The sequence below is a fragment of the Amycolatopsis sp. NPDC114478 genome (genome assembly GCF_055633805.1).
In genome coordinates this window covers 249,945-264,654 of the sequence record NZ_JBVKDO010000005.1, presented here as the reverse complement: position 1 = coordinate 264,654, position 14,710 = coordinate 249,945, and the positions used below count along the sequence as shown (strand labels likewise).

Genomic DNA, 14,710 nt, shown 5'->3' with positions numbered 1-14,710 from the left:
AAGGTTTTCTTGCCACGCACCGAGCCCCCGAGTCGGTGCCCTAGGAAAGAGCGAGGAGTGCATGCGGGTACTCCGCCGCGGTGACGCCGGTCCGGACGTCGCCGAGATCAGGTCCATCCTGGCCGGGATGGACCTGCTCCCGCCGGTCACCGGTACCGACGACTACGGCACGTTCGACGTCGCCGTCGAGCACGCCGTCCGTGCCTTCCAGCAGCGCCGTGGGCTGATGACCGACGGCATCGTGGGTCCGGCGACCTTCCAGGCGCTCAAGGGCGCCAGCTACCACCTGGGCAGCCGCCCGCTGTCGTACATGATCGCGTCCCCGGTGCACGGCGACGACGTCTTCACGCTCCAGGAGCGGCTGACCGAGCTGGGCTTCGACGCCGGCCGACCCGACGGCTACTTCGGCCCGGCGACCGAGCGCGCGCTCAAGACGTTCCAGCGCGACATGCGCCTGACGCCGGACGGCATGTGCGGCCCGGCGACCATCCGCGAGCTGCACCGCCTGTCCTCGCCGCGGGCCAGGGGCGGCCGCCCCGTGTTCCTGCGCGAGCAGGAGCAGGTGCGCCAGGCCGGTCCGCGCCTGCGCGGCAAGCGCATCGTGATCGACCCGGGCCATGGCGGCGACGACCTCGGCGTGGTCGCCGGCGGCCTGCGCGAAGCCGACATCGCCTGGGACCTCGCGCGCCGCCTCGAAGGCCGGATGAAGGCCACGGGCATGGAGGCGCTGATCTCCCGCGGCCCGAACCACAGCCCGACCGAGCTGGAGCGCGCCAAGTTCGCCAACGACGCGGGCGCGGACCTGTTCCTCTCGCTGCACAGCGACAAGAACCCGTCGCCGCGCGCGCAGGGTGTCGCGAGCTTCCACTTCGGCAACGGCAACGGCACGACGTCCACGGTGGGCGAGCTGCTGGCCGGCTTCATCCAGCGTGAGGTCGCGGCCCGCACGGGCCTGCAGGACAACCGCACGCACTACAAGTCGTGGGACATCTTCACCCGCACCCGCTGCCCGGCGGTCCGGATCGAAATCGGCTACCTGACGAACCCGGACGACGCCCGCAAGCTCGGCGACCCGGCGTTCCGCGACATCGTCGCGGAGGGCATCCTGATCGCCGTCAAGCGCCTGTACTTGCTCGGCGAAGGCGACCAGCCGACGGGAACGTTCACGTTCGCCGACGTCCTGGCGCACGAGCTGGCCAAAGCCGAATAGGGCTGACCACAACCCCTAGCGGCTCACCTTCACCTGCCCCACCACCCCTGGGGAGGCAGCTGCTGCGTCCCCAGGTTTCCGGGCAGTCATCCACAGCTTTTCCACCGCGCCTAGCAGCGCTCTGTGGATAACTCGGCACTTCTTCCACAGTCGTGCACAGGCGTGTTCCGGCCCTGCTCGAGCACGGGCGCAAACGTTTGCGGGGTGGGTCAGGCGCGGCCGAGACTGGGCTCGGCCGTCGTGATCGTCACCTGGCCGAGCAGCCGCTCCAGCGCCGCCTCGACGTCTTCCTTCCAGGTGATCGCCGAACGCAGCTCCAGGCGCAGCCGCGGCCACTTCTGGTGCGGGCGGACCGTCTTGAAGCCGACGCTCTGCAGGAACGCCGCCGGCAGCACGCAGCTGTGGCCGCCGTCCGGGTCCGACTCCTCGGGGCGGGCGTCGCCGAACGCTTCGATCGCGCGGACACCGCGTTTGGTGAGGTCCTTGGCGACCGCCTGGACCAGCATCCGGCCGAGGCCACCGCCGCGGAACTCCGGCAGGACCTGGAACGCCGTCAGCAGGACCGCGTCCGCGCTCGGCGGGGACGTCGGGAAGGCCAGCGACCGCGGGACGGCGTTCGGCGGGGCGTACAGCACGAACCCGACCGGCAGCGTGTCGCTGTAGACGATGCGGCCGCAGGAACCCCACTCGAGCAGGACGCTGGAGACCCAGGCTTCCTTCTCGACCTCGGTGGCGCCGAACTCCTCGGCCTGGTTCTTGAGGTGCGGGGCCAGCTCCCAGTACACGCACCTGCGGCAGCTCTTCGGCAGGTGCTCCAGGTTGTCCAGTGTGACGCCCACGACGCGACGCGACACTCGCGACCTCCCCTGACCTGCGCTCCCGACCGGCTGCCCGGTCGTCAAGCCGCGTGAGAGCGCGGCACGGCACGGGAGCCAAGGACGAGGATAGGCCGATGTGACGAGCGCCGAAAGGCCAGGGGGTCCGGATGGGTGCCCGGTTACACTCGACGGGATCTGCTGCGCTCCGCACAGGCAGCCCATCCACCGAGCCCCGGGTGAATCGTCGATGACCGAGAACCGCCCCAGCAAGCCGCACAGCGGCCGCCAGAACCTCGACCCGCACCTCGAGCGGTACGCCGCGCGCACCGCCGGGATGACCGCCTCCGAGATCCGGGCGCTGTTCGCGGTCGCCAGCCGGCCCGAGGTGGTTTCACTGGCCGGCGGCATGCCGAACCTGGCGGCGCTCCCGCTCGACACGCTGTCGGCGCAGGTGGCGGAGATCATCGCCGAGGACGGCCTCGTCGCGCTGCAGTACGGCTCGGCGCACGGCGTCCCGGTCCTGCGCGAGCAGATCTGCGAAATCATGGCCCTGGAGGGCATCGAGGCGCACCCGGACGACGTCGTGGTGACCGTCGGCTCCCAGATGGGCCTGGACATGGTCACGCGGCTGTTCTGCGACCCGGGTGACGTCGTGATCGCGGAAGGGCCGTCGTACGTCGGCGCGCTCGGCTCGTTCGCCGCCTACCAGGCGCAGGTCGTGCACGTCGCGATGGACGACAACGGCCTGGTGCCGGAGCTGCTGCGCGAGGCGCTCGCCCAGGCGGAGAAGGCCGGCCGCCGCGTCAAGTTCCTCTACACGATCCCGAACTTCCACAACCCCGCCGGCGTCACGCTGGCCGTCGAGCGCCGCGCGGAGATCCTGGAGATCTGCCGCGAGCACAACGTCCTGGTCGTCGAAGACAACCCATACGGGTTGCTCGGGTTCGACGGCCAGACGTACCCGGCGCTGCGCTCGACGGACCCCGACAACGTCGTGTACCTCGGATCGTTCTCCAAGACGTTCGCCTCCGGCCTGCGCGTCGGCTGGGTGCTCGCGCCGCACGCCGTGCGCGAGAAGCTCGTGCTGGCCGCGGAGTCGGCGACGCTGTGCCCGCCGACGTTCAACCAGATGATCGTGTCGCGCTACCTGGCCACGCACGACTGGAAGGGCCAGATCAAGAAGTTCCGCGAGAACTACCGTGAGCGGCGGGACGCGATCCTGTCCGCGCTCGACCAGTACCTGCCCCCGGGCTGCTCGTGGACCAAGCCGGACGGCGGCTTCTACGTCTGGGTGACGGTGCCGGAGGGCGTCGACACGAAGGCGATGCTGCCGCGCGCGGTGACCGCGCGGGTGGCGTACGCGTCCGGAACAGGCTTCTACGCCGACGGGTTCGGCAGCCGCCAGATGCGGCTCTCGTACTGCTACCCGACGCCGGAGCGGATCCGCGAGGGCGTGCGGCGGCTGGCCGCGGTGCTCGAGTCCGAAATGGACCTCGCGCGCACCTTCGGTAACGTGAGCGCGCGCCAGATTCAGGGACCTCAGAACCCGTCCCCGGACACGGTCTAGTTCTTCCCAGCTAAGGAGTTCCTACGGTGGTCGACCGTACCGTTGCCGTGCTCGCCGGCGGGCTTTCGCACGAACGCGACGTTTCGCTGAGGTCCGGGCGGCGGCTCTCCGCGGCGCTCAAGTCCGAGGGCCTCGGCATCGAGGAGTGGGACACCGACGCCGGCCTGCTGGAGCGCCTGCGCGCCCAGCGGCCGGACGCGGTCGTCGTCGCCCTGCACGGCGGCGAGGGTGAGAACGGCTCGGTGCAGACGGTGCTGGAGATGCTGGACGTGCCGTTCGTCGGCACCGGCTCCCAGGGCTGCCGTCGCGCGTGGGACAAGCCGACGGCGAAGGCGCTCATCGAGAACGCCGGGTTCACGACGCCGGGCTGGGTGGTGCTGCCGCACAGCACGTTCCGCGAGCTCGGCGCGCAGGCGGTGCTCGACGCGATGGTCGAGACGCTCGGCCTGCCGCTGATCCTCAAGCCCGACCAGGGCGGCTCGGCGCTCGGCACGCAGGTGGTCCGCGAGGCGGCGGAACTGCCGGCGGCGATGGTCGGCTGCTTCGCCTACGGCGACACGGTGCTCGCCGAGCGGTTCGTGGACGGCGTCGAGGTGGCCGTGACGGTCATCGAGGGCGAGAACGGGCCCGAGGCCCTGCCCGCGGTCGAGATCGTGCCGGAGAGCGGCGTGTACGACTACACGGCCCGCTACACGGCCGGCCTGACGGACTTCTTCACCCCGGCCCGCCTCGACGACGCCGCGGCCAAGGCGGTGGCCGAACTGGCCGTCGCCGCGCACCGCGTGCTCGGGCTGCGTGACATCTCCCGGACCGACGCGGTTGTCGCGTCGGACGGCGCGGTGCACTTCCTCGAAGTGAACCCGTCGCCGGGTCTCACCGAGACGTCGACCGTGCCGATGGCGATCGAGGCCGCGGGCAAGTCGCTCGGCACCGTGTTCGGCGAACTCATCGGGCGCGCGATTTCTCGCTGACTCCAGACACGCGAAAGGCCACTGCGGAAGCTCCGCGGTGGCCTTTTTCGTGTCGCGGTTGATCATCACCCGGTGTGGTTACCGCGACTGCGTCGAGCAATCATCACCGTGACGAAACACCCCGGGGTGATCCCTAATCGGTTTTCGGTGTCTGATTCATCCCGTTCGCATCGATGATCGCGACGATCCGCTCGAGGTCGTCGACGGACCCGAACTCGAGCGTGATCCGGCCCTTGCGGCGGCCGAGGTCGACCTTCACGCGGGTGTCGAACCGGTCCGAAAGCCGGTTCGCGAGCTCCTGCAACCCCGGCGCCTGGATCGGCTTGCGCGGCGCGGGCTTCGGCTTGGCCGGCTTCTCGCTCTTCTTGAGCGTGACGGCTTCCTCGGTCGCCCGGACCGACATGCCCTCTGCGATGATGCGCGCCGCGAGCTCTTCCTGGCTGTCGGCGTCCTCCAGCGAGAGCAGCGCGCGGGCGTGGCCGGCGGACAGGACGCCCGCGGCCACCCGGCGCTGCACCGGCAGGGGGAGCTTGAGGAGCCGGATCGTGTTGGTGATGACCGGCCGGCTGCGGCCGATCCGGCTCGCCAGCTCCTCGTGCGTCACCGCGAACTCGTCGAGCAGCTGCTGGTACGCCGCCGCCTCTTCGAGCGGGTTCAGCTGGACGCGGTGGATGTTCTCCAGGAGCGCGTCGCGCAGCATCGACTCGTCGGCGGTCTGCCGGACGATCGCCGGGATCGCCTCGAGGTCCGCCTGTTGCGACGCGCGCAGCCGGCGCTCGCCCATGACGAGCTCGTACTCGTCGTTCCCGAGCTCGCGGACGACGATGGGCTGCATGAGCCCGAACTCGCGGATCGAGTGCTCGAGTTCGGCGAGCGCGTCTTCGTCGAAGACCTGCCGCGGCTGCTTCGGGTTCGGCTTGATCGAGCTGACCGGGATCTCGCGGTAGACCGCGCCGGCGACCTCGCCGCCGTGGGTCTTCGCTTGACCGTTCGCCGCGAACCAGCCCTTGTCTTCGGCCGTCTTCTTGTCCGCCGCCGCGTCCGTGGGCGCGGGCAGGGCACCGCCGGTGGCGGGTCCGGTGGGGATCAGGGCGGCGAGGCCGCGCCCCAGCCCTCCTCGGCGCTCGGTCATGTCGAACTACCCTTCTCCATCTGTGCGCCGCGCTCGGCGATCTCCTTGGCCGCGTCGACGTAGCTCATCGCACCACGCGAACCGGGATCGTAAGCGAGGACGGTCTGGCCGTACCCGGGCGCCTCCGAGACCTTCACGCTGCGGGGGATGACGGTCTTGAGGACCGTGTCGCCGAAGTGGTTGCGCACCTCGTTCGTCACCTGGTCGGCCAGCTTGGTGCGGCCGTCGTACATGGTGAGGAGGATCGTCGAGACGCGCAGCTCGCGGTTGAGGTGCTGCTGCACGAGTTCGATGTTGCTCAGCAGCTGCCCGAGTCCTTCGAGTGCGTAGTACTCGCACTGGATCGGGATGAGCACCTCCTGCGCGGCGACCATCGCGTTGACCGTCAGCAGGCCGAGCGAGGGCGGGCAGTCGATGAAGACGTAGTCGACGCCGATCTCGTTGAGGATCTCCGAGGAGATGGCCTCCTTGAGCCGGGACTCGCGGGACGCCATCGAGACGAGCTCGATCTCGGCACCGGCGAGGTCGATCGTCGCGGGGACGCAGAAGAGGTTGGGGGACTGCTCGGTGGGCTGCGCGGCGTCCGCGAGCGTCACCTCGCCGATGAGCACCTCGTAGATCGACGGCGTCCCGGAGCGGTGGTCGACGTCGAGCGCGGTGCTCGCGTTGCCCTGCGGGTCGAGGTCGACGACGAGCGTCTTGAGCCCGTGGACGGCGAGCGCGGCGGCGAGGTTGACCGTGCTCGTGGTCTTGCCGACGCCGCCCTTCTGGTTGGCGACGGTCAGCACACGACGGCGGCCGGGACGCGGGAGCATCCCCTCCTCCGGGTGCAGCAGACGCGCGGCGCGGGCGGCTTCTTCGGCGATCGGGGTCCAGCCCACGTCGGGGGTGGTCTCCGTGGAGTCGGACGGCGGGGGATTCACCGGTCTCGACACCTCCTCCATCTAGACGTTTGGTCGGTGGTCGAGTCGCGTCGTTTCACGTGGAACATCGCGGCCCGTTAACGCTTCTTGCTCCGTGCCTTTGGCTTGCTGGCTGCTGGGAGGCGACGGATCTTCACGACCGTGCTGGGGACCTCTAGTACTGCGGCACCGCATTCGATGATCAGTGGGTCGGCCCCGCCGGCCTTGCGGATGGCGGCGCCGTCCCGGTCGATCTCGTCCGCCGCGCTGGCACCCTTGAGGGCAACCAGGAAGCCATCGGGACGAACGAGCGGCAAGCACCAGTCCGCGAGCCGGGCGAGCGGGGCGACCGCGCGAGCGGTGACGATGTCGGCGCCACCGAGCTGCTCACGCACAGGCCGCTCCTCCGCGCGTCCACGGACGACGGTGATCGGGAGTTCCAGCTTCTCGGCCACCTCGGCCAGCCAGTCCACCCGGCGGGCCATCGGTTCGAGCAAGACGATATCGAGGTCCGGTCGCGCGATCGCGAGCGGTACTCCCGGAAGCCCGGCACCCGACCCGACATCGACGACGCGGGCGCCCTCGGGCATCTGCTCACCGATGACGGCCGAGTTGAGGACGTGCCGCTCCCACAGCCGCTCGACCTCCCGCGGCCCGATCAACCCACGCTCGACCCCGTGACGCTCGAGGAGTTCGACATACCCAGCGGCTTGGTCCACCCGCGCACCGAACACCCGCTCCGCCGCGGCCCGCACCGCCACCGCGGCTTGCTCCAAGCTCACTCCGTCTACTCCTCGTCCGCCGGTTTCACGTGAAACCGCGCTCTGTCGATTGTCCCCGATGTCGAGTCGAAAACGAGCCGACGAGCCGCAGATGTGGACAACTCCACTCGCCCAGCGGCATCGAAGTCGCGGTTCCACGTGAAACACGCGCGCTACGAGCGCCGGCGTGCGCGAGTTCCACGTGAAACATCACCGCTGTAATTCGCGCGGCCGCGGCTTCGCGTTCCGCAGCCGGATCCCGCTGAAGCCGAGCGAGCTCGCCGTCGCCGCGTCCACGAACCGCCACAGGTTCGGCAGCGTGCTCGCCGAACGAGCGGAACGACGAAGCCGCGAACCGGTACGCGTACAACCGGACCGTCCGCATCTCCGCGAGCCACCCGTACTCGATCGCGTGCACCCGATCCGACCCGAGCCATCGCCGGGTGCCGGGCGCATGCCCACAAAAGAAGCGGCCCCACCTGACCAAGTCAAGTGGGGCCGCTTCAGTGGAGCCGAGTCTCAGGACTCCGGGAAGATCACCACACGGCGCTTCGGGTCTTCGCCCTCGCTCTCGCTCGTGACGCCGGAGACCGCCGCCACCGCGTCGTGGACGACCTTGCGCTCGAACGGGCTCATCGGCTGCAGGCGGACCCGCTCGCCGCTCTGGAGGACCGACTCCGCCGTCGAGCGGCCGAGCTCGCGCAGCTCCTCGCGGCGGTCCGCGCGCCAGCCCGCGATGTCCAGCATGAGGCGGCTGCGCGAGCCCGTCTCCTGCTGGACCGCCAGGCGGGTCAGCTCCTGCAGCGCCTCGAGCACCGTGCCGCGCGGGCCGACGAGCTTCTCGAGGTCCTCGCCGCCGTCGATGCTCACGATCGCGCGGCCGGCCTCCACGTCCAGATCGATGTCGCCGTCGTAGTCGAGCAGGTCGAGCAGGCGCTCGAGGTAGTCGCCCGCGATGTCGCCCTCCTGGACGAGGATGTCGTCACCGCCCGCCTTCTGCTCGGCCCCCTCGTCCGCGGAAGCGGCCTCCGGGGTCACGTCGTCCTTATCGGCTTCGATCGTGTCGATCGTCTCCGACATCATTCGTCTCCTCTCCGAACCGGTCGCGCCTCAGCGGCGCTTCCGGCCCGACTTCCTGGTCGAGTCTTTGAGAAGGCCCGGCACGCCCGTGCCGTTGTCCTTCGAGCCGTTCTGGCCGTTCGTGTCGGCGGGCGCCGGGTCAGCGGTCTCCGCGGCCTTGGCAGCGGCCTCCGCCGGCGTGGTCTGGGCGAAGCCGTGGGCCGAGCCGGCCTTCGTGACCTTCTTGGCCGAGCCGGTCTGGGCGGGCTGGTTCTTCTTCTGCTGGACCGGCTTCTGGCCGACCTTCGGCGCGGTCGGCTTCTGACCCGGCTTCGGGCCGAGCGACGCGCGCTTCTCCGCGGCCTCCGCCTTGCGGGCCGCCTCTTCCTTGTCGATCTTCGTGTAGACGAGGCGCTGCTGCATCAGGGTCCAGCCGTTGTTCGCCAGCCAGTAGAAGAGGAGGCCGAGCGGGAACAGCGCACCGAAGACGAGCACACCGAGCGGGAAGATGTACATCGTCAGCTTGTTCATGATCGCGGTCTGCGGGGTGGCCGACGCGGCGTTCTGCCGGGCCACCGAGTGCCGCGCGGTGAGGTGGGTGGCGATCGACGCGACGATCATCAGGGGCAGCGCGACCGGGAGCACGTTCCAGTGCCAACCGGCCCCGCCGGAGCCGCCGATCGCGGTGACGCCGTTGTGGATCGCTTCACCGAGGTTGACGCCGAACAGCTTCGCGTTGGTGTACGACTGGACGTCGTGCTGGCTGAAGAAGTAGTTCTCGGTCTTCGGCTTGCCGTCCTTCGGCTGGATGCTGAACGCGCGCAGGACCCAGTTCAGGCCGATGAACACCGGGATCTGCAGCAGCATCGGCAGGCAGCTGCCGAGCGGGTTGACGCCGTGCTCCTTCTGGAGCTTCTGCATCTCCGCGGCCTGGCGCTGCCGGTCGTTCGCGTACTTCTTCTGGAGCTTCTTCATCTCCGGCGCGAAGTCCTGCATCTTCTTCATCGACCGGACCTGGTTCACGAACGGCTTGAACATGATGCCGCGGACGGTGAACGTCAGGAAGATGATGCCGAGGATCCAGGAGATCGCCGTGGCTTCCCCGAAGACGAAGCCGAACACCTTGTGCCAACACCAGAGGATGAAGGACACGGGGTAGTAGATGAAATCGAGCACTGCTGCTACTCCTCGATCGGTGTATCAGGTCGTCGGTGGCGCCACGAGAACTCCTCGGGCACGGGGTCGCGGCCGGGTGGGGTCCACGGGCCGCAGCGCAACAGCCGGCGCAGCGCGAGGTAGGAGCCGCGGCCGGCACCGTGCCGGGTGAGGGCTTCGACTGCGTACGCGCTGCAGCTCGGGTAGAACCGGCAAGCCGGCGGGAGGAAGGGCGAGATCGCCTTGCGGTAGAGCTTGATGGGGAGCAACAGGACCCAGGCGACGGGGCCGGGCCTCGGGGGCGCGGGCTCCACAGCGTCACGCTCGGAGTGCTCGTGGTCGTGCTCGGGGGTGGCTCGCATGCCGGTCACACCGCTGATCCGTGGTCGGGGGCCGCGTCGGCGGGACGCGCCGGGCGGGGGGCATCCCCGGCCGGACGACGCGACGGTGAAAGACCCAGCCGACGCAGCGCGGCGTCGAGATCGGCTCCGAGCTCGGCGCTGGACGCGGTCGCGGACGGCGGCAATGCCCTCACTACCAACGCACTGCCCGGCGGCAGGGTTCCGAGCCGGGCCGAAACGAGGTGACGCAGCCGCCGGGTGACGCGGTGGCGGACCACCGAGTTGCCGACGGCCTTGCTCACCACAAAACCCGCCCGGGCCGCCGACGGTGGGTCGGCGGCCCCGGACGGGTCCGTGGTCAACGCGTGGACGACGAGGCGGCGCTTGCCTGCCCGGGACCCGCGACGGAGAACCACGCGGAAATCCTCACTCCGCCGCAAGCGTGCGGCAGCCGGCAGCACGGCGCGCCCCGACGTGCCGGATCAGGCGGACAGCGCGGCGCGGCCCTTGCGACGGCGGCCCGCCAGGATGGCCCGGCCGGCACGCGTCCGCATGCGCAGGCGGAAGCCGTGCGTCTTCGCGCGGCGGCGGTTGTTCGGCTGGAAGGTGCGCTTACCCTTGCTCACTGCTTCTCCTGTGTGTCGCGTCGGACGCGGGGATTCCTCCCCGTCGCCTGGCGTGTCGTGCGGGCGCACGGCAGTCTCTGGTGTCTCCTACCAACGTGTGGCCTCGTCACGACGAGCGACGACAACGTGGGCACGCGAATAGCACCCGTCGCATACGGGAGACCTTACGAGGGTACGCACCCCCGTCGGGCGGCCGGTAAGCACCCCCTCGGCCACGGTCCGCGACCGGCCGCGGACGCCGGGACCGTCGACGCCGTGGCACCGAATGGCAACACGCCGTACACCGTGAAATGCTTGCGACCCAGGATGCCTTGTGGCAGCGGGCGGGGCTTGTTAGCGTGCCTCTCTCGGGTCACCGGTCGAGGTGCACGAGTATCCGGGTGGTGGAGTGCCCACCGGCGTACGACGAGCCCGCAGGTGGCGTCGCCGCGGGTCGCCGTACATTAGTGCACAGCTGTGGACAACTATGTGGATATTCGCTGTGCCGGTGCACACGCGGGTCCGCTGTTGCGTACCGGGCCGCGTGACCAGGGGCGTTCGGCCGTCCACGCCGACGAGGGGAGGGGAGCCAGACCGGTGTCGGAGCACCAGCACAATCTGGGCGTCATCTGGGAACAGGTGGTACGCGAACTGTCCGACGGGACCCTGTCCCCCCAGCAGCGCGCCTGGATGCGCGTGACCCGCCCGATCGGTCTGCTCGACGGCACCGCCCTGCTGGCGGCCCCCAGCGATTTCGCGAAGGAAGCGATCGAACGCGGTTTGCGCGGCGCGATCACCGACGCGCTCTCCCGGCGGCTCGGCCGCGCCATCTCGCTCGCGGTGAAGGTGGACAGCGCCGAGACCGTCGCGCCGTCGGCCGCGCCCCGGTACGTGCCGTCACCCGGCCGGGTGGAAAACGGTGCGAGCCCCGAGCCCGCTGCCGCACTGCCGGGCAACGGCTCGCCGATGATGCCGCCGTCGCGTCCCGAACCCGCGCCGCCGATGCCGCCGCACCCCTCCGTCGCGGCGAAGCCGGACGACGGGGACGACACCGACGAAGAGGTGGACGAAGAAGGCGAGGCGCTCGCCGCCGTCCACGAGATCTGGCCGACGTTCTCCGGGCAGCCGATCGCCGGCCAGCCCTACACCGCGCCGGCGCAGCCGCAGACGTCCAAGACGAAGCTGAACGAGAAGTACACCTTCGACACGTTCGTCATCGGCGCGTCCAACCGCTTCGCGCACGCGGCCGCGGTCGCCGTCGCCGAAGCGCCGGCCCGCGCGTACAACCCGCTCTTCATCTGGGGTGAGTCCGGGCTCGGCAAGACGCACCTGCTGCACGCGGTCGGCCACTACGCGCAACGGCTGTTCCCCGGCATGCGCGTCCGGTACGTCTCGACCGAAGAGTTCACGAACGACTTCATCAACTCGCTGCGCGACGACCGCAAGGTCGCGTTCCAGCGGCGCTACCGCGACATCGACATCCTGCTCGTCGACGACATCCAGTTCCTGGAAGGCAAAGAAGGTACGCAGGAAGAGTTCTTCCACACCTTCAACACCCTCCACAACGCGAACAAGCAGATCGTCGTCAGCTCCGACCGCCCGCCGAAGCGCCTCGAGACGCTGGAAGACCGGCTGCGGACGCGGTTCGAGTGGGGCCTGATCACCGACATCCAGCCGCCCGAACTGGAGACGCGCATCGCGATCCTCCGGAAGAAGGCCGCGCAGGACAGGCTGGCGGTGCCGGGCGAGGTCCTCGAGTTCATCGCCTCGCGCGTCGAGGCGAACATCCGGGAGCTCGAAGGCGCGCTCATCCGCGTCACGGCGTTCGCGTCGCTGAACCAGCAGCCGGTCGACAGCGCGCTCGCGGAGATCGTGCTCCGCGACCTGATCCCGGACTCGCACGCGCCGGAGATCACCGCGCCGACCATCATGGGCGTCACGTCGGAGTTCTTCGACGTGACGCTCGACGACCTGTGCGGCCCCGGCAAGACGAAGGCGCTCGCCACGGCCCGCCAGATCGCGATGTACCTCTGCCGCGAGCTGACCGACATGTCGCTGCCGAAGATCGGGCAGACGTTCGGCGGCCGCGACCACACGACCGTCATGCACGCGGACAAGAAGATCCGCAAGGAGATGGCCGAGCGCCGGCGCATCTACGACCAGGTGCAGGAGCTGACGTCGCGCATCAAGCAGCGCGCCCGCCAGTAGCACATCCCCTTACCTCCCAACGACTTCGGGGCGTCCGCTCAATGTGGACGCCCCTTAGTCGTCTTTGGAGTGTCCGAAGCAAGCCTACGCGCGCGAAGCAGCGAAGGTGCGTACGCGTGCTTCGCCAAACTCGTCGAAATTGTTTGTACACAAGGAAGTTTCCCCATGGTGTGGGCGGATTGCCCACAGTGCCAACGGATCTCCCATCAGCGACGACGCCGAATCCACCCACACTCCGCCCACAGGTGATCCACAGCCCATCCACACCCTTGTCCACGCTGATTCCACAGGTTGCCCACATTCTGTGCACAGCCCGTGCCGGTCACTCGGTAGGGCGATTCGGACCCCGCCGCGCACCCCCAGAACCTGGGGACGGACCACCCCACACCTGGGGACAACCGTGGGGACAACCGGGCCCGGCTGTGGACGAATCGGGGGTCGGCCGAAACCATCCACGGACGCCCCGAGTTGCCCACAGAACTGCCACCACGGTTCTCCACATGCCCGCGAGCCCTCCCACCTGCACGAACGAGCTCAATCCACACAATCCACACCGCTTACTACTGCTACTGCCTTTAGATCTCTTCTAAGAGAGAACAAAACAAAAACAGGCGATGGACGAAGTTGGGGACAGCCGCGAGAACGTGTCGGCAAGTCGACAAAGTCAAGGGGAGGCCGAGGTGACGGCGGGCCCCGCGACGGCCTAACGTGGACGCCTGCACCTGGTCCGCGCTCCGGCCGCTCAAGCGGGAGGGCGGACCGGCCGGAGGGGGCAGCCGGTCACTGTCCCGCGAGAACCAGGCCTGGCCCGAGCCACGAGCGCTCGGTCGTCGAAAGGATGCGCGCATGAAGATCCGCGTCGAGCGTGACGGGCTCGCCGACGCCGTCGCGTGGGTGGCCAGAAGCCTCCCCTCCCGGCCTCCCGTGCCGGTTCTCGGCGGTGTCCTGCTCGACGCCGGTTCGGACGGCGACTCCGACGCCCTGACCGTCTCGGGCTTCGACTACGAGGTCTCCGCCACGGTCGGCGTCCCGGCGACGATCGCCGACGGCGGCCGCCTGCTGGTCTCCGGGCGCCTCCTCGCCGACATCACCAAGGCGCTGCCCGCGCAGCCGGTCGAGATCTCGGTCGACGGCGCGCGCGCCACCATCACCTGCGGCAGCGCGCGGTTCTCCCTGCCGACCATGCCGGTCGAGGACTACCCGCAGCTGCCGTCCCAGCCCGCCTTCGCGGGCGAGCTCGCGGGCGACGCGTTCGGCCAGGCCGTCACCCAGGTCGTCGTCGCCGCGGGCAAGGACGACACGCTGCCGATGCTGACCGGCATGCGGCTCGAGATCTCCGGCAGCTCGCTCACCCTCGTCGCGACCGACCGCTTCCGGCTCGCCATGCGCGAGTTCACCTGGCAGCCGGCCGAGGGCCTGGCCGACGCCGCGGTGCTCGTCCCGGCGCGCACGCTCGCCGAGGCCGCCAAGACGCTCGGCGCGAGCGGCGCCACGATCCGCCTCGCGCTCGCCAGCGGCGAGGGCCTGCTCGGTCTGTCCGGTTCCGGGCGCTACACGACGACCCGCCTGCTCGACGCCGAGTTCCCGCCGTACCGCCAGCTGCTGCCCGCGTCGCACACCTCACGCGCGGTCATCGACGTGTCCGCTCTCACCGAGTCCATCAAGCGCGTTTCGCTGGTGGCGGAGCGGGGGACTCAGGTACGACTGGAGTTCGGGGACAACTCGCTGCGGTTGTCCGCGGGCGGCGACGACGAGGGAAGCGCCGAAGAAGAGCTTCAGGTCGAGTACGAAGGTGAGCCGGTGACCATCGCGTTCAACCCGGGTTACCTCGTCGACGGCCTCGGGGCGCTCCACAGCGACCGGGCGGAGCTCACGTTCACCACGCCGAACCGGCCCGCGCTCATCAAGCCCGCCGACGCCGAGGGCAACGTCGTCCCCGGTTACCTCTACCTCCTGATGCCGGTCCGCCTCCCGGGCTGAC

Annotated in this window: 15 protein-coding genes; 5 read left to right on the top strand and 10 right to left on the bottom strand. The window is 69.7% G+C overall.

The annotated features are described in order from the left end of the window. Positions 1-61 precede the first annotated feature (61 nt). Entirely contained in the window at positions 62-1,210 is a 1,149-nt protein-coding gene (locus ACZ7OH_RS17240) for an N-acetylmuramoyl-L-alanine amidase (protein WP_400866069.1), read from the top strand. 209 nt (positions 1,211-1,419) lie between these two features. Here ACZ7OH_RS17240 and ACZ7OH_RS17235 read toward each other — a convergent pair whose 3' ends face one another. Next, positions 1,420-2,064 carry a GNAT family N-acetyltransferase gene (locus ACZ7OH_RS17235; RefSeq protein WP_284743442.1) on the bottom strand — a complete coding sequence of 215 codons (645 nt, stop codon included), beginning with the start codon at positions 2,062-2,064 and terminating at the stop codon, positions 1,420-1,422. A 211-nt stretch (positions 2,065-2,275) separates the two neighbouring features. Here ACZ7OH_RS17235 and ACZ7OH_RS17230 point away from each other — a divergent pair, with 211 nt between their 5' ends. Beyond that, positions 2,276-3,595, top strand: a complete 1,320-nt coding sequence (locus tag ACZ7OH_RS17230; RefSeq protein WP_470281663.1) for an aminotransferase-like domain-containing protein — start codon at positions 2,276-2,278, stop codon at positions 3,593-3,595. Between the two features lie 26 nt (positions 3,596-3,621). Then, positions 3,622-4,566 (top strand): D-alanine--D-alanine ligase family protein, encoded by a 945-nt coding sequence (locus tag ACZ7OH_RS17225; RefSeq protein ID WP_400897344.1) that lies wholly within the window; start codon positions 3,622-3,624, stop codon positions 4,564-4,566. Positions 4,567-4,699: 133 nt separating this feature from the next. Here ACZ7OH_RS17225 and ACZ7OH_RS17220 read toward each other — a convergent pair whose 3' ends face one another. From ACZ7OH_RS17220 to rpmH, 9 genes are all read right to left on the bottom strand, one after another. Continuing rightward, the gene (locus tag ACZ7OH_RS17220; protein WP_470281662.1) at positions 4,700-5,698 is read right to left on the bottom strand and encodes a ParB/RepB/Spo0J family partition protein; all 999 of its coding nucleotides are present in this window, start codon (positions 5,696-5,698) and stop codon (positions 4,700-4,702) included. Further along, complete coding sequence (locus ACZ7OH_RS17215; RefSeq protein ID WP_470281661.1) at positions 5,695-6,621, bottom strand: ParA family protein; 927 nt, start codon at positions 6,619-6,621, stop codon at positions 5,695-5,697. Before ACZ7OH_RS17215 ends, ACZ7OH_RS17220 begins: the two co-directional genes overlap by 4 nt. Positions 6,622-6,698: 77 nt before the next feature. Then, positions 6,699-7,382, bottom strand: coding sequence for a 16S rRNA (guanine(527)-N(7))-methyltransferase RsmG (gene rsmG, locus ACZ7OH_RS17210; protein ID WP_470281660.1), 684 nt, complete (start codon positions 7,380-7,382; stop codon positions 6,699-6,701). A gap of 25 nt (positions 7,383-7,407) precedes the next feature. Further along, positions 7,408-7,746 carry a hypothetical protein gene (locus tag ACZ7OH_RS17205; RefSeq protein WP_470281861.1) on the bottom strand — a complete coding sequence of 113 codons (339 nt, stop codon included), beginning with the start codon at positions 7,744-7,746 and terminating at the stop codon, positions 7,408-7,410. A gap of 134 nt (positions 7,747-7,880) precedes the next feature. Beyond that, entirely contained in the window at positions 7,881-8,444 is a 564-nt protein-coding gene (locus ACZ7OH_RS17200; protein ID WP_400897354.1) for a Jag family protein, read from the bottom strand. Between the two features lie 27 nt (positions 8,445-8,471). After that, on the bottom strand, positions 8,472-9,596 hold the full coding sequence (gene yidC / locus ACZ7OH_RS17195) for a membrane protein insertase YidC (protein WP_470281659.1): 1,125 nt from the start codon (positions 9,594-9,596) through the stop codon (positions 8,472-8,474). 5 nt (positions 9,597-9,601) lie between these two features. Further along, the gene (yidD, locus tag ACZ7OH_RS17190) at positions 9,602-9,937 is read right to left on the bottom strand and encodes a membrane protein insertion efficiency factor YidD (protein WP_470281860.1); all 336 of its coding nucleotides are present in this window, start codon (positions 9,935-9,937) and stop codon (positions 9,602-9,604) included. Between the two features lie 5 nt (positions 9,938-9,942). After that, entirely contained in the window at positions 9,943-10,377 is a 435-nt protein-coding gene (gene rnpA / locus ACZ7OH_RS17185) for a ribonuclease P protein component (RefSeq protein WP_400897360.1), read from the bottom strand. A 21-nt stretch (positions 10,378-10,398) separates the two neighbouring features. Then, a complete protein-coding gene (gene rpmH / locus ACZ7OH_RS17180; protein ID WP_003082934.1) occupies positions 10,399-10,542 on the bottom strand; it encodes a 50S ribosomal protein L34 in 144 nt (47 codons plus the stop codon). A gap of 576 nt (positions 10,543-11,118) precedes the next feature. Here rpmH and dnaA point away from each other — a divergent pair. Together dnaA and dnaN are read left to right on the top strand one after the other, a co-directional pair. Beyond that, positions 11,119-12,729 (top strand): chromosomal replication initiator protein DnaA, encoded by a 1,611-nt coding sequence (gene dnaA, locus ACZ7OH_RS17175; protein WP_470281658.1) that lies wholly within the window; start codon positions 11,119-11,121, stop codon positions 12,727-12,729. A gap of 846 nt (positions 12,730-13,575) precedes the next feature. Then, on the top strand, positions 13,576-14,709 hold the full coding sequence (gene dnaN / locus ACZ7OH_RS17170; RefSeq protein ID WP_400897364.1) for a DNA polymerase III subunit beta: 1,134 nt from the start codon (positions 13,576-13,578) through the stop codon (positions 14,707-14,709). Position 14,710: the final 1 nt, after the last annotated feature.